The organism is Kaistia granuli DSM 23481, from assembly GCF_000380505.1.
Lineage (GTDB): Bacteria > Pseudomonadota > Alphaproteobacteria > Rhizobiales > Kaistiaceae > Kaistia > Kaistia granuli.
In genome coordinates this window covers 469,820-490,576 of record NZ_AQYH01000006.1, presented here as the reverse complement: position 1 = coordinate 490,576, position 20,757 = coordinate 469,820, and the positions used below count along the sequence as shown (strand labels likewise).

Annotated in this window: 18 protein-coding genes; 5 read left to right on the top strand and 13 right to left on the bottom strand. The window is 67.4% G+C overall.

What is annotated here, in order from left to right; genetic code table 11:
• Window positions 1-6 precede the first annotated feature (6 nt).
• Entirely contained in the window at window positions 7-507 is a 501-nt protein-coding gene (locus G342_RS0109915; protein WP_018182983.1) for a RidA family protein, read from the top strand.
• A gap of 16 nt (window positions 508-523) precedes the next feature.
• Here the strand turns inward: G342_RS0109915 and G342_RS0109910 are convergent, their stop codons facing one another.
• The 6 genes from G342_RS0109910 to G342_RS23770 all read right to left on the bottom strand — a co-directional run bounded on the left by G342_RS0109910 (window position 524) and on the right by G342_RS23770 (window position 7,117).
• Window positions 524-1,339 (bottom strand): IclR family transcriptional regulator, encoded by an 816-nt coding sequence (locus G342_RS0109910; RefSeq protein ID WP_018182982.1) that lies wholly within the window; start codon window positions 1,337-1,339, stop codon window positions 524-526.
• Between the two features lie 103 nt (window positions 1,340-1,442).
• Window positions 1,443-2,453 carry an ABC transporter ATP-binding protein gene (locus tag G342_RS0109905; RefSeq protein WP_018182981.1) on the bottom strand — a complete coding sequence of 337 codons (1,011 nt, stop codon included), beginning with the start codon at window positions 2,451-2,453 and terminating at the stop codon, window positions 1,443-1,445.
• Window positions 2,450-3,484 carry an ABC transporter ATP-binding protein gene (locus G342_RS0109900; RefSeq protein ID WP_018182980.1) on the bottom strand — a complete coding sequence of 345 codons (1,035 nt, stop codon included), beginning with the start codon at window positions 3,482-3,484 and terminating at the stop codon, window positions 2,450-2,452. Before G342_RS0109900 ends, G342_RS0109905 begins: the two co-directional genes overlap by 4 nt.
• Window positions 3,481-4,506, bottom strand: coding sequence for an ABC transporter permease (locus G342_RS0109895; RefSeq protein ID WP_018182979.1), 1,026 nt, complete (start codon window positions 4,504-4,506; stop codon window positions 3,481-3,483). Before G342_RS0109895 ends, G342_RS0109900 begins: the two co-directional genes overlap by 4 nt.
• A gap of 1 nt (window position 4,507) precedes the next feature.
• On the bottom strand, window positions 4,508-5,377 hold the full coding sequence (locus tag G342_RS0109890; protein WP_425402211.1) for an ABC transporter permease: 870 nt from the start codon (window positions 5,375-5,377) through the stop codon (window positions 4,508-4,510).
• 150 nt (window positions 5,378-5,527) lie between these two features.
• The gene (locus G342_RS23770) at window positions 5,528-7,117 is read right to left on the bottom strand and encodes an ABC transporter substrate-binding protein (RefSeq protein WP_018182977.1); all 1,590 of its coding nucleotides are present in this window, start codon (window positions 7,115-7,117) and stop codon (window positions 5,528-5,530) included.
• Window positions 7,118-7,439: 322 nt separating this feature from the next.
• Here G342_RS23770 and G342_RS0109880 point away from each other — a divergent pair, with 322 nt between their 5' ends.
• The 4 genes from G342_RS0109880 to G342_RS0109865 are packed head-to-tail and all read left to right on the top strand — an operon-like array spanning window position 7,440 to window position 14,052.
• Window positions 7,440-9,530 (top strand): hydantoinase/oxoprolinase family protein, encoded by a 2,091-nt coding sequence (locus tag G342_RS0109880; protein ID WP_018182976.1) that lies wholly within the window; start codon window positions 7,440-7,442, stop codon window positions 9,528-9,530.
• Window positions 9,530-11,005 carry a hydantoinase B/oxoprolinase family protein gene (locus G342_RS25235; RefSeq protein ID WP_018182975.1) on the top strand — a complete coding sequence of 492 codons (1,476 nt, stop codon included), beginning with the start codon at window positions 9,530-9,532 and terminating at the stop codon, window positions 11,003-11,005. Before G342_RS0109880 ends, G342_RS25235 begins: the two co-directional genes overlap by 1 nt.
• Window positions 10,998-12,743: a hydantoinase B/oxoprolinase family protein gene (locus G342_RS0109870; RefSeq protein WP_018182974.1), complete on the top strand. Its 1,746-nt coding sequence runs from the start codon at window positions 10,998-11,000 to the stop codon at window positions 12,741-12,743. Before G342_RS25235 ends, G342_RS0109870 begins: the two co-directional genes overlap by 8 nt.
• Before the next feature lie 52 nt (window positions 12,744-12,795).
• The gene (locus tag G342_RS0109865; RefSeq protein ID WP_018182973.1) at window positions 12,796-14,052 is read left to right on the top strand and encodes a M24 family metallopeptidase; all 1,257 of its coding nucleotides are present in this window, start codon (window positions 12,796-12,798) and stop codon (window positions 14,050-14,052) included.
• Window positions 14,053-14,109: 57 nt separating this feature from the next.
• Here G342_RS0109865 and G342_RS0109860 read toward each other — a convergent pair whose 3' ends face one another.
• The 7 genes from G342_RS0109860 to G342_RS0109830 all read right to left on the bottom strand — a co-directional run bounded on the left by G342_RS0109860 (window position 14,110) and on the right by G342_RS0109830 (window position 20,704).
• The gene (locus G342_RS0109860) at window positions 14,110-14,682 is read right to left on the bottom strand and encodes an NADPH-dependent FMN reductase (RefSeq protein WP_018182972.1); all 573 of its coding nucleotides are present in this window, start codon (window positions 14,680-14,682) and stop codon (window positions 14,110-14,112) included.
• A gap of 118 nt (window positions 14,683-14,800) precedes the next feature.
• Window positions 14,801-15,589: a GntR family transcriptional regulator gene (locus tag G342_RS23760; protein ID WP_018182971.1), complete on the bottom strand. Its 789-nt coding sequence runs from the start codon at window positions 15,587-15,589 to the stop codon at window positions 14,801-14,803.
• Window positions 15,590-15,600: 11 nt separating this feature from the next.
• Window positions 15,601-16,491 (bottom strand): carbohydrate ABC transporter permease, encoded by an 891-nt coding sequence (locus G342_RS0109850; RefSeq protein ID WP_018182970.1) that lies wholly within the window; start codon window positions 16,489-16,491, stop codon window positions 15,601-15,603.
• Between the two features lie 10 nt (window positions 16,492-16,501).
• On the bottom strand, window positions 16,502-17,449 hold the full coding sequence (locus G342_RS0109845; RefSeq protein ID WP_018182969.1) for a carbohydrate ABC transporter permease: 948 nt from the start codon (window positions 17,447-17,449) through the stop codon (window positions 16,502-16,504).
• 82 nt (window positions 17,450-17,531) lie between these two features.
• Window positions 17,532-18,770 carry an ABC transporter substrate-binding protein gene (locus G342_RS0109840; RefSeq protein ID WP_018182968.1) on the bottom strand — a complete coding sequence of 413 codons (1,239 nt, stop codon included), beginning with the start codon at window positions 18,768-18,770 and terminating at the stop codon, window positions 17,532-17,534.
• 38 nt (window positions 18,771-18,808) lie between these two features.
• On the bottom strand, window positions 18,809-19,912 hold the full coding sequence (locus G342_RS0109835) for an ABC transporter ATP-binding protein (protein ID WP_018182967.1): 1,104 nt from the start codon (window positions 19,910-19,912) through the stop codon (window positions 18,809-18,811).
• A gap of 3 nt (window positions 19,913-19,915) precedes the next feature.
• The gene (locus G342_RS0109830) at window positions 19,916-20,704 is read right to left on the bottom strand and encodes an SDR family NAD(P)-dependent oxidoreductase (RefSeq protein WP_018182966.1); all 789 of its coding nucleotides are present in this window, start codon (window positions 20,702-20,704) and stop codon (window positions 19,916-19,918) included.
• Between the last annotated feature and the right edge of the window lie 53 nt (window positions 20,705-20,757).

Sequence of the window (20,757 nt, the reverse complement as noted above, 5' to 3'; positions counted from 1 at the left end):
ATCCAGATGAGCGACACTATCACCAACGCCGCCGCCGAGGGTGGTTCGCCGCAGGCGCGGTTGCGGGCGTTGGGAATCGTCTTGCCGCCGCCGCCGCCGCCGGTTGCCAATTTTGTCACCTTCGTGCGCGAGGGCAATCTGCTGTTCCTGTCGGGACAGGGGCCGATGCAGCCGGACGGCTTCGAGCATCACGGCCGCGTCGGCGCCGACGTGACGCTCGATGAGGCCTACCAGCACGCCCGCATCACCGGCATCAACCTGCTCGCCGTCATGCAGGAGGCGCTCGGCTCGCTCGACAAGGTGCGCCGGGTGGTCAAGTTGCTGGGCATGGTCAACGCCGTGCCGGATTTCACCGCCCACCCGCAGGTGATCAATGGCTGTTCGGACCTGTTCCTGGCCGTGTTTGGCGAGGAAAGGGGGCGCCATGCGCGCTCGGCGGTCGGCATGGGGTCGCTGCCGAACCGGATCACGGTCGAGATCGAGGCGGTGATCGCCGTCGAGGATTGATCGACGCCGGCTGGCGTCAGCGCTGGCGCCAGCCGAGCTTGCGCTCGATCGTCTCGGCGGCATTGCGGACGGCATCGCCGTAGAGGGCGGGGTTGGCGACGACCTTGTGTTCCGGCAGCACGATCGAGATCGTCGCGACGCAGGCGCCGGCGGCATCGCAGATCGGCGAGGCGACGCAGGAGACGAGAAAATCCGTCTCACTGATCTGGATCGAAAGCCGTTCCTGGAAGGCGAGGCCGGCGAGCTTCGACAGCGCCGCCGCATCGGTCTCGGCCCGTTCGGTCGGCGAGGCGCGGGCGCTGCGGCGGAAGATCTCGATCCGCTCGGCGTCCGGCAGATTGCCGATCAGCAGGCGCCCGGATGCCGTCCAGTTCAGCGGCACGCGGGTGCCGACCTCGGACATGACGCGGAAATGGCCCGGACCGTCCGCCATCGCCAGAACCACCATGTGATCGCCGTCGCGGCCGCAGATCTGCACGGTCTCGCCGATTTCGCGACCGAGGTCCTGCATGACCTGGCTGGCCTCGCCGAGAAAATCGAGCGAGCGGGCATAGACCAGCCCGTAGTGATAGAGGCGCGGTCCGAGCCAGATCTGGCCATCCGACCGCCGCGACAGCATCTCGCGCTCGATCAGTTCGTCGATGATGACATAGACCGTCGACAGCGGCGCGCCGATCGATTTGGCGATCGCGTAGGCGCCGGCTGGCTCGCCGGTCGTGTAGAGGTGGTCGAGGATCTGAAGCGCGCGATCCATGCCGCTGACCCGCGTCCGGCGCGGCGTCTTGGCGTCTTCGGCCGGAGCCTCGACGGAGCCTCGCTGCGGAGATTTCATCCTGGGTCGCCCATCTCTTCCAATGAAGTCTATTACATATATGTGGAATAGCGACGCGTCCATTGACGGATGGCGACGATTGTCGCCGCCCGGGGCCGGCCTCTCAGGCTGGCGCTAGGCTGAGCTCGCCCGGGAAATGGCAGGCGACGGTGTGGTCCGCCGTGCCATGCGGGCGAAGCGCCGGGCGTTCCTCGGCGCAGATCGCGCGGTCCTTGCCGACCGGGCAGCGGGCGCGGAAGACGCAGCCCTTCGAGGCACCGCTGCCGAGCGGCGACACCTCGCCCTCCAGCACGGTGCGCCGCCCCGTCTTGGCGCCGACGCGCGGCACGGCCGAGAGCAGGCTGAGCGTGTAGGGGTGCTGCGGATCGGCGAAGAGTTCCTTCGCGCTGCCGCTCTCCATCACCTGGCCGAGATAGAGCACGGCGAGCCGGTCGCAGAAGAATTCCGCCACCGTCAGATCGTGCACGATGAAGACGTAGGAGACGCCGAGCTTCTCCTGCAGATCCTTGAGCAGGTTCAGGATCTGCGCCTGCACCGAGACGTCGAGCGCCGAGATCGGCTCGTCGAGCACGACCAGCTCCGGCTCCAGCACGAGTGCGCGGGCAATGCCGATGCGCTGGCGCTGGCCGCCGGAGAACTGGTGCGGGCGACGGTTAGCGAATTCCGCGCGGATGCCAACCAGCTCCAGCATGGCGTCGACCTTGGCGCGGCGCGTCGCGGCGTCGCCGATGCCGTGCACGATCAGCGGCTCCTCGACGAGTTCGCGCACGCTCATGCGCGGGTCGAGCGTGCCGGTGCTGTCCTGGAACACCATCTGCATGCGCCGGCGCAGTTTTCGCATCGGTTCGGCCGCGAGGCTGGCGACGTCGATGCCGTCGAGCGTGACGCGGCCGCCGGTCGGCTCGACGAGGCGGAGGATGGCGCGCGCCGCCGTCGACTTGCCACAGCCGGATTCGCCGACGAGGCCGAAGGTCTCGCCGCGCAGAACCGTGAACGAGATCCCGTCGACGGCGCGCAGTATTTCGCGGCTTGGTTTGAACGGATTGCTGCTGCGCGCGGCAAAACTCTTTTCCAGCCGGTCGACGACGAGGAGCGGTATGTCGCGTCCGGTCATGATGCGGCGACCTCGCTCGCGCGGGCGGCGCGTTCGGTGGCGAAGTGGCACTCGACCTGCGACGGGCCGGACGTGGTCTCGATTTCGACCGGGGCGGGCTGGCGCGTGCGGCAGATTTCGCGGCCATGGCCGAAGAAGCAGCGCGGCTCGAAGGCGCAGCCGGAGGGCATGGCCGAGAGATCCGGCGGCATGCCGGGAATGGCGCGAAGCCGCGTGCCGATCCGGGCGGGATCCGGAATGCTTTCGAGCAGCGCCTGCGTATAGGGATGGGTCGGCCTGGCGAGGATCGCCTCGGTCGGGCCGCGCTCGACGATGCGGCCGGCATACATGACCTGCACCACGTCGCAGAATTCGGCGACGACGCCGAGATTGTGGGTGATCAGCAGCACCGCCACGCCATGGTCGGCGACGACGCGTTCGAGCAGCGCCAGCACCTGCGCCTGCGTCGTCACGTCGAGCGCCGTCGTCGGCTCGTCGGCGATGATCAGGTCCGGCGCATTGGCGAGCGCGATGGCAATCATGACGCGTTGGCGCATGCCGCCGGAATAATGGTGCGGATAGTCGTCGAGCCGCCGCTCGGCCGCCGGCACCTCGACCTCGCGCAGCAGCTCGACCGCCCGGGCGCGCGCCGCCTTGTGGCTGAGGCCGGGTTGATGGCGGCGCAGCGTGTCGATTATCTGCGCGCCGACCGTCTTGATGGGGTCGAGCGCGCCCATCGGATCCTGGAAGATCAGCGACACGGTCTTGCCGCGGATCGTCTTCATCGCGCTTTCGCTGAGGCCCACGAGATCGCGGCCCTCGAGCAGAACCTGACCCGAGGCGATCCGGCCGGGCTTGTCGATCAGGCCGAGGATCGAGAGCGCGAGCGTGGATTTGCCGCAGCCGGATTCGCCGACGATCGCCACCTTCTCGCTGCGTCGGACCGTGAGCGAGACGTCGCGCACGGCGGCGACCGCGCCGGCGCGGGTGGCGAATTCGGTGGTGAGGCCGCGTACCTCGAGCAGGGGCGGCTGGTTGGTCGTCGAGCTCATCTTCCGCCTCCCTGGCTCTGGGCGACGCGCGGATCGAGCATCGCGGCGAGGATGTCGACGACGAGGCTGGTCAGCACATAGATGAAGGCCGAGAGCAGGATGAAGGCCTGCACGACGGAAAAATCCTGCTTGAGCACGCCGTCGGTGACGAGCGCGCCGGCGCCGGGCCAGACGAAGACGCGCTCGACCAGCACGCTGCCGGCGAGGAGCTGGCCGAACAGCAGGCCGGCGGCGGTCAGCGTCGGCAGGAAGGCGTTCGGCAGCGCGTGGCGGACATAGGCAGCCCAGCGGGTGAGGCCGCGGCCGCGCGCCACCGTGATGAAGGGCTCCCGGGTGATCCCTTCGAGATTGGCGCGGAGCAGCCGGTAGAGAAAGCCGAACGGCATCAGCCCGAGCGTCACCGCCGGCAGGATCAGGTGGCGGATCGCGTCCTTGAAGGCGGTCCAGTCGCCGGCGAGGAGGCTGTCCACCGTCAGCAGTCCGGTGACGGTCGGCGGCGGGATGATGCGCAGGCCGAGCCGTCCCTCCGGGCCGGGCAGCCAGCCGAAGCCCTCGAAGAAGACGAGCAGCATCATCAGGCCGAACCAGAAGGGCGGCACGCCCTGGGCGAAGAAGGAAAGCGCTCGTACGCCGCCATCCGAGACCGGCCCACGACGGTAGACCGAGACGAGGGCGCAGGAGACCGCCGCGACGAAGGCGAAGAAAAAGGCGAACAGGCCGAGCTCGACGGTCGCCGGAAAGCGGGCGAGCAGCAGGCCGGCGACCGACTGGCCGGTCGAATAGGAGAAGCCCCAGTCGCCCGACAGGAAGCGGCCCATATAGATCCAGTACTGACTGAGGATCGAGCCGTTGAGGCCGAGCTCGGCGCGCAGCGCCTGCACGGCGTCCTCGCCGGCGAACTGGCCGAGGAAGAGGCGGGCCGGATCGCCGGGGGTGAGGCGCAAGAGCACGAAGGCGATCAGCGACGCGCCGACCAGCGAGATCAGCGAGGTGACGATGCGGCCCGAGATCAGTCTCAGCATGTCAGCGCACCTGGTTGCGCGCCGAGCGCGGATTGAGGCTCTCCTCGAGCCGGTCGGCCAGCAGATTGGCGGCGATCACGGCGAGCAGGACGCCGAGGCCGGGGAACAGCGCCAGCCACCACTGCCCGGTCAGCGCGTACTGCATGCCGTCGGTGATCATCGCGCCCCATTCGGGCTCCGGGATCTGCGCGCCGAGGCCGATGAAGCCGAGGCCGGCCAAGGTCAGGATGGCATAGCCGAAGACCGAGGCGCATTGGACCAGCATGGTCGGCGCCGTGTGCGGCAGCAGATGGCGGGCGATGATGCGGCCGCGCTTGGCGCCCATGGCGACGCTTGCCTCGACGAAGGGCAGGGTGCGGATCCTGAGGATATCGCCGCGCATCAGCCGAGCGAAGAACGGCACCGAGGAAAGCGCGATGCCGATCGCCGCCGTCTTCAGGCCGACGCCGAGCCCGACGGTCACCGCCATGGCGAGGATGAGGGGCGGGAAGGCGGCGAGCGCATCGATCAGGCGCATCAGGATGGTGTCGACGACACGGCCGCCGATCCCGGCGGCGACACCGATCGCGCCGCCGACGACGAGGCCGGCCAGCACGACAATCGCGCCGACCGCGAGCGAGATGCGGGCACCGGTGAGGAAGCGGGCGAACACGTCGCGGCCATTGCTGTCGGTGCCCATCGGATGGGCGAAGGAGGGCGCGGCAAGCGGGGCGCCGAAATCCATGTCGAGCGGGCCGAGCGGCCAGACGAGCGGTCCGAGCAGGGCGCCGACGATCAGCAGCGCGGCGATCAGGACGGCGAGCGCGAACGTCTTGTCGTCGCCGATCCGCCGCAACGCGGTCCCAACCCAAGCTCGTTTCAAAGACGGCACTCCGCACGCAAAGGACGGCGCGCGGCCCCGGGACCGCGCGCTGTTATCGAATGGGTCGACCGGGCGGAGCCCGATCGACCCGCTATAGTATAGTTGGGTCGCGTCTTCTTCACGCGAACCAGTATCCACTTCGCTCGAAAACGCTCCCGGTTAGCGGCCCCAGAGATTGAGGTCGAACGGACCGTCCTGGGCGAAGTGCCAGTCCTTGACGTCGGCCGAGACGACGGCCGTGTAGACGTCGGCATAAACCGGGATGCGCGGGCTGTCGGCCACCCAGATCTTGGCGATCTTGTCCCAGAGTTCCTGCCGCTCGGCATCGCTCTTCAGGTCGTGGCGGGTGTCGAGCAGGGCTTCCGCATCCTTGCTGCAGTAATTGCTGGTGTTGTAGGCGGAAGCGCAGCGCAGGTCGTAGTCGAGCAGCCAGGCCGGATCGTCGACCGACGGGCCGTCGAAGCGGACGATCGCCGAGGTCTTGGTCTTGGCGCCGACCGCTTCCTGATAGCCCGAGGCCGGCAGCTTGCGGATCGTCAGATTGACGCCGATCTGCGACCAGGCGCCCTGGGCGATGGTGGCGATCTGCTCCTGGTCGTTCTGGCCCTCGCGGATGATGATCTCGGCCGTGACCGGGGTCTTCACGCCGGATTCGGCGATGAGGGCCTTTGCCTTCTCGAGATCATAGGGACGCGGCGCGCCGAGCTCGGCCTTGAAGGCGGGGAACTGCGGCGGGTAGGGGCCGTAGAAGGTCTCGCCGAAGCCGTGTGCGACATTCTTCAGGATGGCGTCGTAGGGCAGCGCGTAGGAGAGCGCCTCGCGGAACTTGGCGTTGTCGAACGGCGCCGTCTGGTTCGGCAGACCGATCAGCTGCCAGCGCGCGGTCGGCACCTCGATGACCTTGAGGCCTTCGGCGCCCTTCAGGCTCTCGACCGAGGCCTTCGACAGGCCGAGCGTCACATCGGCCTGCTTGTTGCGAGCCTGCAGCAGCAGCGTCGCATTGTCGGTGATGAAGTTGACGATCACGTCCTTCTCGCGCGGTGCCTCGCCGAAGAAGTCCGGATTGGCCTTGAACACGGCGCGGACGCCGGGCTGGTAGTCGGCGAGCAGGTATGGGCCGGCGCCGGCGGCGTGGCCGGCGAGCCAGGTCTTGCCGCCATTCGCCTCGACCGTCTTCAGATCGATGATGCCGGTATTGGGCTGGGTCAGCGCATGCGGCAGCAGCGGCTCGCCGCGCTTCAGCTTGATCACGACGGTCGTCGCGTCCGGCGCCTCGATCGCCTCGGTGTTGCCGAACTGGGCCGCCTCGAGGAAATAGGTGCCGCAGGTGCCGCTCTTCAGCATGTATTCGAGCGATGCCTTGACGGCCGCCGCGTCGAGCGGATTGCCGCTCGGGAATTTCAGCCCGTCGCGCAGCTTGAAGTTCAGTACCTTGCCGTCATCGGAGACGGTGAAGCTCTCGGCGAGATAGCCGACGATCTTGGTGGTGTCCTCGGCCGTGACGGTGATGCCTTCGGGGGCATTGGCGACCGGCTTCGCCTCGTAGCGCAAAAGCGGCGTGTAGAGCGGCGCCAGGAAGCCATTATCGGCGATGTCGCAGACGATGGCCGGATCGAGGGTCGGCGGCGGCAGCGAATAGTTGATGACGAACGGGCCTTCGGCGGCAATCGCCGCGAAGGGCGATGCGACCGTCGCGGCAATCGCGATGGCCAGGGCCCTTGCCCGGACGTGCGCGGAAATACCAGACATGAGTCAATCCTCGATTGGCTTGCGGATCTCGTTCGCCACGCCGCCGGCGACGGCGCCCGGGAGGAACGGCCACGACGTTTCAGCGTTTGCGATGGACCGGCAGATTAGACCCGAACACCGCCTTTGGCGCGGCGCGATATTTCAACTTGTCGGACAAATCCGGTTTTTTGTACCGGGACGACAATTGCCGTGGGAATGGAATTCCTTATGTCGGCCGTGCCTATCTGCTAAAACCGCGCTCTGTTGCGGTATGAGGGAAATTCTTTGCGTGGCGGAGTGACGCAAGGTAATTTCGAGCCTCGATTTTAATCTGGATGACATCATGTCGAATTGGAATGTTGGTATTGACGTCGGCGGAACCTTTACTGATCTCGTCGCCATCGGTCCCAACGGAGAATTCCGCTCGACGAAGACTCCGTCGACACCAGATCAATCGGACGGTGTTCTGAATGCGCTCGGTCGTCTGGCGACGGAACTCGGGCTTCCTCTGGACGATTTTCTGGGCGAGCTGCCGCTGATCGTGCACGGCACCACCGTCGCCACCAATTCTCTGCTCGAATACAATGGCGCCAAGGTCGGCCTGATCACCACCAAGGGCTTTCGCGACGAGATCGAGTTCCGCCGCTCCTACAAGGAGAGCGTGTTCGACCCGCGCCTGAAGCCGCCGCACGCCATCGTGCCGCGCCGCTCGCGTATCGGCGTTGCCGAGCGCGTCGACCATCAGGGCAATGTGCTGACGCCGCTCGACGAGGCAGGGGTCCGCGCCGCCTGCGAGGAATTCCGCCGCCAGGGCGTCGAGGCGGTGGCGATCTGCTATCTGTTCTCCTTCGTCAATCCGGCACATGAGCGCCGCACCGCCGAGATCGTGCGCGAGGAGCTGCCGGACGCGTTCATCTCGCTCTCCTGCGACGTGCTGCCGGAGATCCGCGAGTTCGAGCGCGTCTCGACGACGACCGTCAACGCCTTCGTCGGCCCGCGCGTCAACGCCTACCTGACCCACCTGGAAGAGCGGCTGCGTAGCCAAGGCTTCAAGGGCGAGCTCTTCATCATCCAGTCGAATGGCGGTGTGCTGTCGGCGCAGGAAGCGGGTCGCTACGCCGTCAACACGCTGCTCTCGGGACCGGCCGGCGGAGTCACGGCGGGATCCTATCTCGGCGAGATGGCGGGCTACGACAATCTGATCACCGTCGACATGGGCGGCACCAGCTACGACATCGCGCTGATCGAGAATCTGCAGCCGGCGGTGACCACCGAAAGCTGGATCGGCCGCTACCGCATCGCGTTGCCGATGCTCGACATCCACACGATCGGCGCCGGCGGCGGCTCGATCGCCTGGGTCGATGCCGGCGGCGCGCTGCAGGTGGGCCCGGCGAGCGCCGGCTCCTATCCGGGCCCGGCCTGCTACAGCCGCGGCGGCACGCGCCCGACCGTCACCGACGCCAATGTCGTGCTCGGCCTGCTCAATCCCGACTTCTTCCTCGGCGGCGAGATGGTGCTCGACCGCGAGAAGGCGGTCGACGCGGTGCGCCGCGAGGTGGCCGAGCCGCTCGGCCTCTCGGTCATCGAGGCGGCCTCGGCGATCATCGAGCTGGTCAATTCCAACATGGCCAACGCCACGCGGCTGGTGACGACCAAGCGCGGCCGCGACCCGCAGCAGTTCGCGCTCGTCGCGGCAGGCGGCGCCGGCGGCATCCATGCCGGCAAGCAGGCCGAGGAGCTCGGCATCCGTACCGTGATCGTGCCGGGGCTGGCGCCGGTGTTCTGCGCGCTCGGCGACAATGTCGCGGATCTGAAGATCAGCGAGAGCCGCACTCATATCGGCCGCGTCGACGAGCTCGATTTCGAGGCGCTGAACACGATGTTCCAGGAGATGGAGCAGCGGGCGCGCGGCCGTCTCGCCGGCCAGGCTGTCGCCGGCAATTTCGAGACCAAGCGCAGCCTCGACATGCACTATGTCGGCGAGGTGCACGAGGTGACGGTGCCGATCCGCTCGCGCACCCGCCGCATCACCAAGCTGAACCTCGACGCCACGCTCGGCGATTTCCACGAGCTGCACGAGCGGCTGTTCGCGCACAAGGATCCGAGCCAGCCGGTCGAGATCCTGACGCTGCGGCTCGACTTGATCGGCGTGCGCGAGCGGCCGCGCATGATCCCTCAGGAATTCGGCGACGAGGACGCCTCGGGCGCGCTGAAGGGCGAGCGGCAGGTGCATTTCGACGTCGAGCCGACCACCGTGCCCGTCTACAATGGCGACTTGCTCAAGGCGGGCGCCTTCATTCCGGGCCCGGCGATCATTGAGCAATGGGGCACCACCATCGCCGTCTATCCGGGCCATGAGTGCCTGATCGACGCCTATGGCAATGTCATCATCGAGATCGGCCAGGCCCGCTCCGCGGCGGAGCGCGCGGCCTGATGATCCGCTCGCAGATCCTCTACAGCCGCATCGCGGCGATCGCCCGGGAGCTGGCCGAGACGGTCGGGCGGACCGCCCGCTCGCCGGGCCTGACCGAGGGCCGGCGCTATGCGGCGGCGCTCCTGACCGGCGAACCGAAGCTCGTGGCGCAGGCGCAGTACGACGCCAGCCATGTCTTCCTGATCCGCGACAGCGTCGCGGCGCTGCTCGACCGCTTCGCCTTCAATCTCGGCGAGGGCGACATCGTCCTCGTCGGCGATCCCTATAGCGGCGGCTCGACGCCGCAGGCGATCACCATCGCCGCGCCGCTGTTCTACGAGGGCGAGCTGGTGCTGTTCCCGGCCGTGCGGGCCGAGATGGCCGATCTCGCCGGCGAGTTCCCGGGATCGCTGCATCCCTTCGCCTCGGAGACCTGGCAGGAGGCGGTGCGCTTCACGCCGCTGAAGCTCTATCGCCACGGCCTGCTGCAGCGCGACGCGCTCCGCTTCATGCTGCGCAACAGCCGCGCCGAGAGCCAGGTCCGCGCCGACATCGAGGCGATCGTTTCGGCGCTCCGCGGCGCGTCCGCCTCGCTCGTCGCACTGATGGACGAGAAGGGCCGCAAGGCGACCGAGACGGCGATCGCCCAGACGATCGCGCACAGCCGCGCGCTGGGTGCCGCCGAGATCACCGAGCGCTTCGGCGCCGTCGACCGGACGGAGCGGGCGAGCCTGCCGGTCTCCGTCGATGCGTCGGTCGATCTCGTCGTTCGCGTCACCACCGCCGACGGCCATCTCGGCCTCGATTTCACAGGCACCGGCGCCAATCGCGCCGGCCCCTACAACATGACGCCCGGCCAGGCCAAGGGCTACGCGCTGGTGGCGGCGCTGGCGGAATCGCTCGATGCGACGACGCTGAACGATGGCCATCTGCAACTGGTCTCGATGACCGCGCCGAAGGGCTCGCTGGTCGATCCGGTGCTGCCGGCCGCGACCGGCCTTTCGGATGCCGTCACCGCGCATCATCTGGTCGGCCTCGTCCGCTCGGCCCTGCATGGCGGCCAAGCGCCGGACGAGACGCGGCTCGACGGCGTGCAGCCGGCCGTCCTCGCCTTCCTGCCGATCGGCGCCGAGGACAATCCGCCGATCAGCCTCGATCCGGGCTTCTCGCTCTCCGCGCAGGGCTGGGGACCGCCGGTACTCGCCGGCCGCCGCCTGATGCCCTCGGCCGAGGTGCTGGAAGCGCGCGAGCACTTCAACCTGGTCAGCCGCGAGATCGGCGCCGACGGGCGGATCCACGCCGTCATCCGCAATGACGGCCCGACGCTCGAGGGCAATTTCTTCGTGCCGCGCGACGCGGGCGGCCCGCGCGGCCGGCTCACCCTCGTCATCGACGGGGCGCGGCAGGTGCTGGAAAGCGCCGTGCTCGTCGTCATCCCGCCCGGCGGGCTGATCGAGTTCATCTACCCGACCTATGCGGAGCGCGCCGATGGATAAGAGAAGTTTCGTTCTGTCGCAGGTCGTCGCCGGCTCGCTGAACACGATCGCCGACGAGATGAGCGCCACCGTGACGCGGACGGCGCGCTCGCCCGTCTTCAACGAGGCGCACGACTTCACCACCGCCATCTTCGAGATGAAGGACATGAAGTCCCGGCTGGTCGCCCAGTCGCCGGGCTGCACGCTGCATCTCTACGCCGTGGCGATGGCGGTCGACCGCGCCATCGACGCGTTCAAATACGACCTGCAGCCGGGCGACGTGATCCTCGCCTCCGATCCCTATAATGGCGGCACGCATATCCCGGATCTCGTCGTCATCACGCCGGTGTTCCACGATCGCAAGCCGATCCTGTTCCCGGCCGTGCGCGCCCATATGGGCGATGTCGGCGGCCCGGTCGCCGGCGGCTACAATCCGCATGCCCGCGACGTCTGGCAGGACGGGCTCGTCATGCCGCCGGTCAAGATCGTCGAGCGCGGCGAGAAGCGCGCCGACATGTTCGATCTGATCGTCGCCAACAACCGCATCGCGCACTGGATCAACGGCGACCTCGATTCGATGATCGGTGCCTGCCAGCTGGCGAGCCGGCGCATCGGCGAACTGTTCGACCGTTACGGCCTCGATACTGTCCGCGACGCCATCCAGGCGAATGTCGACTATTCCGAGCGCCGCGTGCGGGCCGAGATCGAGAGCTGGGCCGACGGCGAATATTACGCCGAGACCTTCGTCGACCACGACTACCAGGGCCAACGCGACGTCAAGATCGCCTGCAAGGCGATCGTTCGGGGATCGGACCTGACACTCGATTTCACCGGCACGGATCCGCAGGTGAAGGGCTTCATCAACAGCCCGATCGCCAACACCATGTCGTTCATCTTCATCGGGCTGACGACCTGCTGCGACGAGGATATCCCGATCAACGAGGGCTGCATGGCGCCGGTGACGGTGATCGCGCCCGAGGGCACGGTGATCAACCCGAGGCGGCCGGCGCCAGTCGGCACCTGCACCTGTTCGGCCGGCGCCGAGGTGACGGAAGCCGTGCTGCTGGCGCTGGCGCAATGCGCGCCGAAGCGCGTCGGCGTCAACGCCCACAAGATGCCGCTCGTCATGTCCTATGGCAGCTATGACGACGAGCGAATGTGGGTGTTCCTGAACTTCATCGGCTTCACCGGCGGCGCGGGCGCTGCCTACGAGACCGATGGCTGGGGCCTCTATCCGCCGCTGATGACGGGCGTCATCCTGCCCTCGATCGAGATGACCGAGATCCAGTATCCGACCCGGATCCTGAAGCACGAATATGTCGCCGACCAGACCGGCGCCGGCCGCTGGCGCGGCACGCCGGGGCTGGAGACGATCACGCAGCACCTGGTCCCGAACCAGACCAGCGTGATGATGGAGGGGGTGCGCCACACCGCCAAGGGCATGGTTGGCGGCGAGCACGGTGCCTCGAACCGCGTCTATCTGGCGACGCCGGAAGGCGCCGAGACCGAGATCCCCGAATACGCCTTCATGCACCCGCTCGAGGCCGGCGGCGCCATCCGCACCATTCGCGGTGGCGGCGGCGGCTGGGGCGAGGCGATGGAGCGGCCGCCGGAGACGGTGCGCGAGGACGTCATCGACGGCTATGTCACGCGAGAGGGCGCGCTCGCCGACTACGGCGTGGTGCTCGGGGAGGACCTCGCCATCGACGTCACCGCGACCGAGGCAGCCCGCGCCGAGCGGCTCGCCCGCGCCGCGTAACGTCTGGAACCGGCCGGGCGACGCGCCGGGCCACGGAGAGAGACTGAGTCCCATGTCCGATCTCGACCGCCGGCGCGCCAAGAGGCTGCTCGACGAACGCGGCCTCGACGCGCTGGTTCTGACCCAGCCGGAGAGCTTCTCCTATGCGACGGGCCTGCCGGCCGGCGTCGCCGCGATGTGGCGACGCGCGGGCGGGGCGACGGCGCTGGTGCCCTCCGACCCGGACGCGCGCATCGGCGCCATCGTCGGCGATTTGAATGCCGACGCGTTGGCGCGCCGCGCCCCGGCGCTCGACATCCGCACCCATCCGCTCTGGATCGATCAGGTTGATATCGGTGGTTTCGATCCGGCCGAGCCGGACACCGCCAAGCTGGTGACGGCGGGCTACCGGCGCGACAATGGCGGCTCCGACCATTTCGCGCCGCGGCCGACGACGTTCCGCATCGAGACGGCCTTCGCTGTGCTCGGCGATTTGCTGCGCGAGCGCGGGCGTGGCCGGGCGCGGATCGGCGTCGACCTCGAATTCATGCCGGCGGCCGATTTTGCCGCGCTGCGGGCGGCGCTGCCGGAGATCGACTGGGTCGACGGCTCGGAAGTGGTCCGGCGGCTGCGGGCGGTGAAATCGCCGCGCGAGCTCGATTGCATCCGTCGCGCCTGCGCGCTCTCGGACGCCGGCTTCCGTGCGCTTGGCGCCGGCATCCGCGCCGGCCACGCGCCCAAGGACATGACGCGGCTCTGGCGCGACGGCGTCGCGGCGGAGGCCGCGCGGCGCGGCGAGACGGCGCTGACGGGCGTCTGGGACTACATGTCGGTCGGGCCCGATCCCTGGAGCGGCGGCGGCGAGGTCGGGCCGGGCGCGATCCTCAAGGCCGATGTCGGTTGCCTGATCGAGGGCTACACCTCGGATACGGCGCGGAGCTTTGTATTTGCTGAGCCGGACCGGCGCGCCAGCGACATCCATGCGGCGCTCGCCGACGCCTTCGAGGCAGGGCTGGCGGTGATCCGGCCGGGCGCCCTGATGGCGGACGTGTTCGAGACGACGGTCGCTGCCATGCGCGCCGCCGGCTATCCCGGCTACCGGCGCGGCCATTTCGGCCATTCGATCGGCGCCAGCGTCGGCTCGGAGGAATGGCCCTTCTTCGCCGCCGACAGCGATGTCGTGCTGGAGCCGGGCATGGCGCTCGCCTTCGAGACGCCGTTCTACGGCAAGGGCATCGGCGCGCTGACGATCGAGGACAGCCTCGTCGTCACCGAGACGGGCATCGAGGTGCTGAACGACCTGCCGCGCGGGCTGGTCCGCCTCGGCTAGAGCAATTTCGAAGCGGATATCGGTTCGCGTGAAGCAAGCGTGAACCGGCAGAACGACTTACGCGTCGCGCGGCAGCACCTGCATCACCCGTGCGATGAAGATGTGGAACGCTTCCATGTAGTTGCGCAGGAACTGCTCGGTCGATTCGGCGCTGACCTCGCCGTCGTCGCTGATCAGGCCGGGCTTGAACTGGATGTAGGCCTCGGGCGCGTTCATCTGCGGCGCGTTGCAGAAGGAGAGCACGCTGCGCAGGCTCTGCTGGGCGACGGCGGTGCCGATCGCGCCCGGCGAGGTGCCGATCACCGCCGACGGCTTGCGGGCGAACGAGTTGGTGCCATAGGGGCGGCTCGCCCAGTCGATGGCATTCTTCAGCCCGCCGGGGATCGAGCGGTTATATTCCGGCGTCACGAAGAGCAGCGCGTCGTTCTCGGCGATCGCCGCCTTGAACGCCTTGGCGACCGGCGGGAAATCGGCGTCGTAATCGTAGCTGTAGAGCGGCAGGTCCTTGAACGAGATCTCGGTGAACTGCAGGTTCGGCGGCGCGAGCTTGATCAGAGCGCCCGAGAGCTTGCGGTTGATGGAGGCCTTGGCGAGGCTTCCGACGAAATAGCCGACCTTGTAGGTTTTCATGATCCGTCCCGGTTGAACGCTGCGCGGAAGCCGGCTCCGGCTTCCTGCTTCTAAAGAGCGCGCCGGCGCCGCGTTTCAAGACGCGGACAGGGGAGGTGGACCGGGAGAGCGGCGCCCGTCAGGTCTCGACGGGCGCGCCGAGCTGCAGATCGCCCTCGAAACGCTGGATCCGCGACGGCTCGGGCAGGGCGGATGTCGAGAAATATTCCGGATAGCGCTCCTGCACCTTGTCGAGCACCGAGAAGATCCGGCGCAGATGGCTCCGCATCGCTTCCTCGGCCGCCTGGCTGTCGCCACGCTCGATCGCCGCCGCGATGGTCCGGTGCTGGTCGAGCACCGCGGCGATGCTGTCCATGCGCGGGAAAGACAGATGACGGAAGCGGTCCATGTGCAGCTTGGCGGCGCTGATATCCGCCCAGATGCCGGGGAAGCCGGCATAGGCGGCGATATGCTGGTGGAACAACTCGTCCGACTTGAAGAAGCGCTGATCGTCGGAGATCGACATCAGCGTATCCTGCAAGGCCAGTTCGTCCTTCAGCTTCTGCACCAGCTCGCCACGCTGCGGGCTCTCGATGGCGCGGGTGATCAGGCCGACCTCCAGCGCCTCGCGCAGGAACTGCGACTTGCGCAGATTGGCGAGGCGGAGCGGCGCGACCACGCTGCCGCGCTGGGCGTAGATGTCGATCAGCCCGAGGCTGGCGAGGCGCGCCAGTGCCTCGCGCACCGGCGTGCGGCTGACGCCGAGCGCCTCCGACATCGCCTTTTCCGAGATCAGCTCGAACGGCTTCAGCCGGAACTCCATGATCTCGTCGAGCAGCGTGTCGAAGGTTCGCTGCGCCACCGAGCCGGCCGGGGTCGCCTCGGGATAGATTGCCGAACTGGTGCGGGTCACGCGATCTCGCGCCATGGTCGGAATTCCTACAGGCTTTGCAGTTTCAGGCCGTTCATGAAGTGCTTGCGGAGCAGCAGGAACAGCGCGACGCTGGGCAGGCTGGCGAGCAAGGTCGCCGTCATCACGACGTTCGGCGTGGTGTTGGCGTAGCTGCCTTGTAGCACCATCAGGCCGTTCATGAGCGAGCGCGCATCCTCGCGGCTGGTCAAAACCATGGAAAAGATCAGGTCGTTCCAGATCCAGGTGAACTGGATCAGGAACAAGGTCGCCATCGGCGCCCAGCAATTCGGCAGGATGATCGAGCGGAAGATGCGGAATTCCGAGCAGCCGTCGATGCGGGCCGCCTCGTCCATCTCGCGCGGCAGGCCGGCCATGTAGTTGCGCAGCACCAGCACCGGGAAGGGAATGCAGACGGCGGTGTAGAACAGCATCATGCCGATGCGCGAATTCGTCATGCCGAGCTTGTTGTAGCCCATGAAGAGCGGGATCAGGTACATCTGCAGCGGGAAGATGGTGCCCGAGAAGATCAGCATGAACCAGAAGCCCTTGCCGGGAAACTCGATCCGGGTCAGCCCATAGGAGGCCAGCGCCGCGATGAAGATCGCCGCCCCGCCGCCGACCAGGCCGTACAGCAGCGAGTTCAGCATGCCGGAGCCCATCTTCGCCTTCGACCAGGCCTCGGCGATGTTCTCGAACACCGGCGTGATCGAGGTCGGCAGGGCGAGCGGATTGCCGAGGCCATATTCGGCGTTCGATTTGAAGATCGAGATCGCCAGGTAATAGAACGGCGTCACCCAGGCGAGCGCCAGGATGGCGGTTATGGCGAACAGCAGGATCCGCTGCGTGCGCGCCTGGTCGTTGCGCCGCGCGATGGCGTCGAAGTCGAGCGTGGCGAGGTCGAAGGTGGTTGCGGACATTTCGTGACCCTCAGCGCTTGTCGAGACGGTGCTGGAGCGCGCCGAGCGACCAGGAGATGCTCATCGCGATGATGCCGAGAACGACGGCGATCGCCGCGCCATAGGCCCAGGAGCCGGCCCGGAACGATTCCCAGTACTGGTTGACCGAGAGCGTCAGCGTCGAGCGGTTGGGGAAGTCGCGGCCCATGACCCAGACGAGATCGAAAGAGGTGAAGCCGGCGAGCACCGAGACGGTGGTGACCATGATCAGCGTCGGCATCAGGAGCGGCAGCACGATGTGGCGGAAGATCTGGCTGCGCGAGGCGCCGTCGACCTTGGCGGCTTCCATCGGCTCGCTCGGCAGCGCGTTGAGCCCGATCAGCAGCAGCACCATCATCAGGCCGACCTGTTGCCAGATATGGGTGACGATCATCGCCGGCGTCGCCAGATGGCTCTCATAGAGCCAGCGGCTGGCGAGGTCGCCGAGGCCGATGGCGCGCAATCCCGAATTGACGATGCCGTCGCCGGCATAGACGTAATACCAGATGACGCCGACGGCGGTGGCGGAGAACATGCGCGGCAGGAAGAAGATCGACTTGAAGGTCTCCTCGCCCTTGACGCCGCGCAACAGCATGGCGAGCGACAGGCCGATCGTCGCCGGCAGCACGAAGGAGACGGCGACCCAGATCATGGTGTTGAGCGTCGCGTCGAAGAATTTCGGGCTGGAAGCGAGGCGCTGGTAGTTGGCGAGGCCGGCGAACTGGTTCAGGCCGGAGAACTTCGCCCATTGCGTCAGCGACGCGTAGAGATTGAAGACGACTGGCAGCAGCAGGAAGATCGCCACGAAGGCGATCGCCGGCGCCATGAAGGCGAGCCCGGTCCATAGCCGCTTGCGGGCTCGGCGGCGTTCGGCGGCGATCATCTGGTCGATCGAGGGCGCGCCGGGCGGCAGGGCGAAGGCTTGTCGGTGCTGCGTCATGTCTCGTTTCCCGCGCCTCGGTGCATGCAGGTCTGTTGGACCGGCAGGGCCGCGCGTGGCGGCCCTGCCGGGGAGCGTCGGACTACTGGTGGTTCGCCCAGTACTGCGAGGCGATCGCCTCGATATTGGCCATGGCCTTGTCGGCGGCTTCCGGCGACGGATTGGTCATGAAGCGGTTGAACTCCTCGACGGCCGGCAGCACGATCTCGGAAGGCGAGGCTTCCCAGTAGCGCGTGACGGAGTTGTACTTGCCGTCGGCGGCGATCTTGGCGATGTCCGTGATGATCGTGTTCGGGGTCTTCGCCTTGAGGTTACCGGCATAGAGGCCGGGATCGGTGGCCCAGCTGTTCATGGCCTTCTCGCTCATGTACCAGTCGGCGAACTTGACGACGTCGGGGTTCTCAAGGCCAGCCTTGGTGATGACGATCGGCGCGCCTTCGACGATGACGTTGTTCGACAGCGACGGATCGACATTCGGCATGATGAAGGCGCCGAAATCGGTGCCGGCCTTCATGCCGCCCTTTTCGACCAGGCCAATGACCCAGTCGCCGAACAGATACATCGCGCCCTTGCCGCGGGCGAAATCAAGCGGCTCTTCCTGGCTCGCCGGATCGGTGAAGTAGCCCTTGGCGTAGAAGTCGTTCCAGATCTTGAAGACGTTCTTGACCGGCTCGTCGGTGTATTTGAGCTTACCCTGGTTGAGGAGCGCATAGGCTTCCGGATTGGTCCGCAGCAGCAGTTCCTGGAACCAGACGAAGCCGCGCCAGCCGTCCTGGATGCTGGCGTTGAACGGGGTGATGCCGGCGGCCTTCAGCTTGTCGGCGGCGGCGATCAGTTCCTCCCAGGTCGCCGGCGGATTGGCGATGCCTGCCTTCTCGAACAGCGCCTTGTTGTAGAACACGACCCAGCGGTTCAGGCCCGTCGGCATGCCGTAGATGTGGCCGTCGACCGTGAAGGGAGCGGCGCTCGAGGCGTCATATTCGCCCGAGGCGATCTTCTTGGCCCAGAGGTCGTCGAGGGGCGCCAGCTGGCCGCTGTCGACGATTTCCTTGAGCTTGGTGCCGTTCCACCAGGTGAAGGCCTGCGGCGCCTCGCCCGACATCAGGCTTGACTGGATATAGGCCTGGAACTGGTCGGTGGCGTAGGCGCTGAAATTCAGGTCGATGCCGTCTTCCTTGGCCGTCGCCGTCAGCCCGTCCCAGCCGGACTGGTAGAACGGCTTGTCGTGGAAGACGGTGACGGGGTCGGCGGAAGCCGCCGTCGCCGTGAAGGTCATGCCCAGGGCCATAGCGGCCAGGAGCTTGGTCAGTTTCTTCTGCATGGCTCTCTCCTCCAGAGACTTTGCGTTTTCGGATCTTGTTATCTGCGCAACGAGCGGCCGGTATCCGCGTCGAAGAGGTGCACCCGCTCCTGGTTCAGCAGGAAGGCGAGGGTTTCGCCGTCGGCCACCGGACGCGGCCGCTGCATGCGGCTGGTCACGTCGGCGCCGCCGAATTCGGCGAAGATCAGGGTCTCGTTGCCGAGCGATTCCGTCAGGTTCACCCGCGCTTCGAAGCGGTGCGCCCGTTCCGGCGGCATGCCGTGGCCTTCGGGCACGATGTCCTCCGAGCGGATGCCGAGCGACACCGGCCGGCCCTCGCCGGGCAGGTCGAAGGCGGCGCCGTCGACGGCGATCACCGGCCCGTTCAGGATCGCGATCGCGGGCTGGCCCTCGGCGGTGCGGGCGATCCGGCCGGCGAGGATGTTCATGGCGGGCGAGCCGATGAACTGGCCGACGAACTGCGTCGCCGGCCGCTCGAACACGTCGAGGGGTGCGCCGGCCTGCTCGATCAGCCCGTCGCGCATGATGACGATCTTGTCGGCCATGGTCATGGCCTCGATCTGGTCGTGCGTGACATAGATCGCGGTGGTGCCGAGGCGCTGGTGCAACCGCTTGATCTCGACCCGCATGGCGCTGCGCAGCTGGGCGTCGAGATTGGAGAGCGGCTCGTCGAACAGGAAGACCTGCGGTTCGCGGATGATGGCGCGGCCCATGGCGACGCGCTGGCGCTGGCCGCCGGAAAGCGCCGTGGTGCGGCGGTCGAGATAATCGGTCAGGCGCAGGATGTCGGCGGCGTGGCGCACCCGCCGGTCGATTTCTTCACGCGGGACCTTCGCCACTTTGAGCGCGAAGGCCATGTTCTCGTAGACCGTCATATGCGGATAGAGCGCATAGGACTGGAACACCATCGCGATGCCGCGATCGCGCGAGGCGACGTCGTTGACGCGGCGGCCGCCGATGCGGATCTCGCCATGCGAGACGCTCTCCAGCCCGGCGATCATGCGGAGCGTCGTCGACTTGCCGCAGCCGGACGGCCCGACAAAGGCGACGAAGCTGCCGGCCTCGATCTCCAGGTCGATGCCTTTGACGGCGACCTGGCGGCCATAGACCTTGACGAGCTCGCGAAGGGTGACGTTGGACATGGACTAATCCTTGCGCGGCGAACCGCCGATCCTCGACAGCAGGCCGCCGTCGACACGGACGACCTCGCCGGTGACGAAGGAGGCGGCCTGGGATCCGAGGAAGGCGACCACCTCGGCGATTTCTTCCGGCTGCGCGGTGCGGCCGAGCGGATGCATGCCGTCGAGCACGCGCCAGAGCGCGGCGGGGTTCTCGTTGAGCGCCACGGCCTCGCGCAGCATCGGCGTGTTGACGGCGCCCGGCGCCACCGCATTGACCCGCACGCCGAGCGGCGCATAGTCGACGGCCATCGATTTGGTCATGCCGATCAGGCCGTGCTTGGCGACGGAATAGGCGAGCACGCCCTCCTGGCTGGCGAGGCCCTGCGCCGACGACATCAACACGACGGCGCCATGGCTCTCGCGCAGCATCGGCATGCAGGCCTGCGAGATCAGGTAGGCGGCCTTCAAGTTGACGTTCATCACCTCGTCCCAGAGCGCCTCGTCGGTCGTCTCGACGGTGCCGTAGCGCTGGATGCCGGCATTGTGGGAGAGCAGGTCGAGGCCACCAAGTTTTTCGCGGGCCGTAGCAGCCGCCTTTTCGCAGACGGCGCGATCGGCGACCGAGCCGACCACCGTGTGGACGTCGCAGCCCTTGGCGCGCAGATCGGCCGCCAGCGCTTCCAGCGGTTCGGCGGCGAGATCGAGCAGGACCATCGACGCCTTGTCGCGGGCGAGCCTTTCGGCGACCGCGCGGCCGATGCCCATGGCGGCGCCCGTGACCAGCGCGCGTTGTGCCTGTGCTACTGCCGCCATGCGGCTTCTCCCTCTATCGGCTTATCTCATTCGACTACCATGGTAGTCAAATG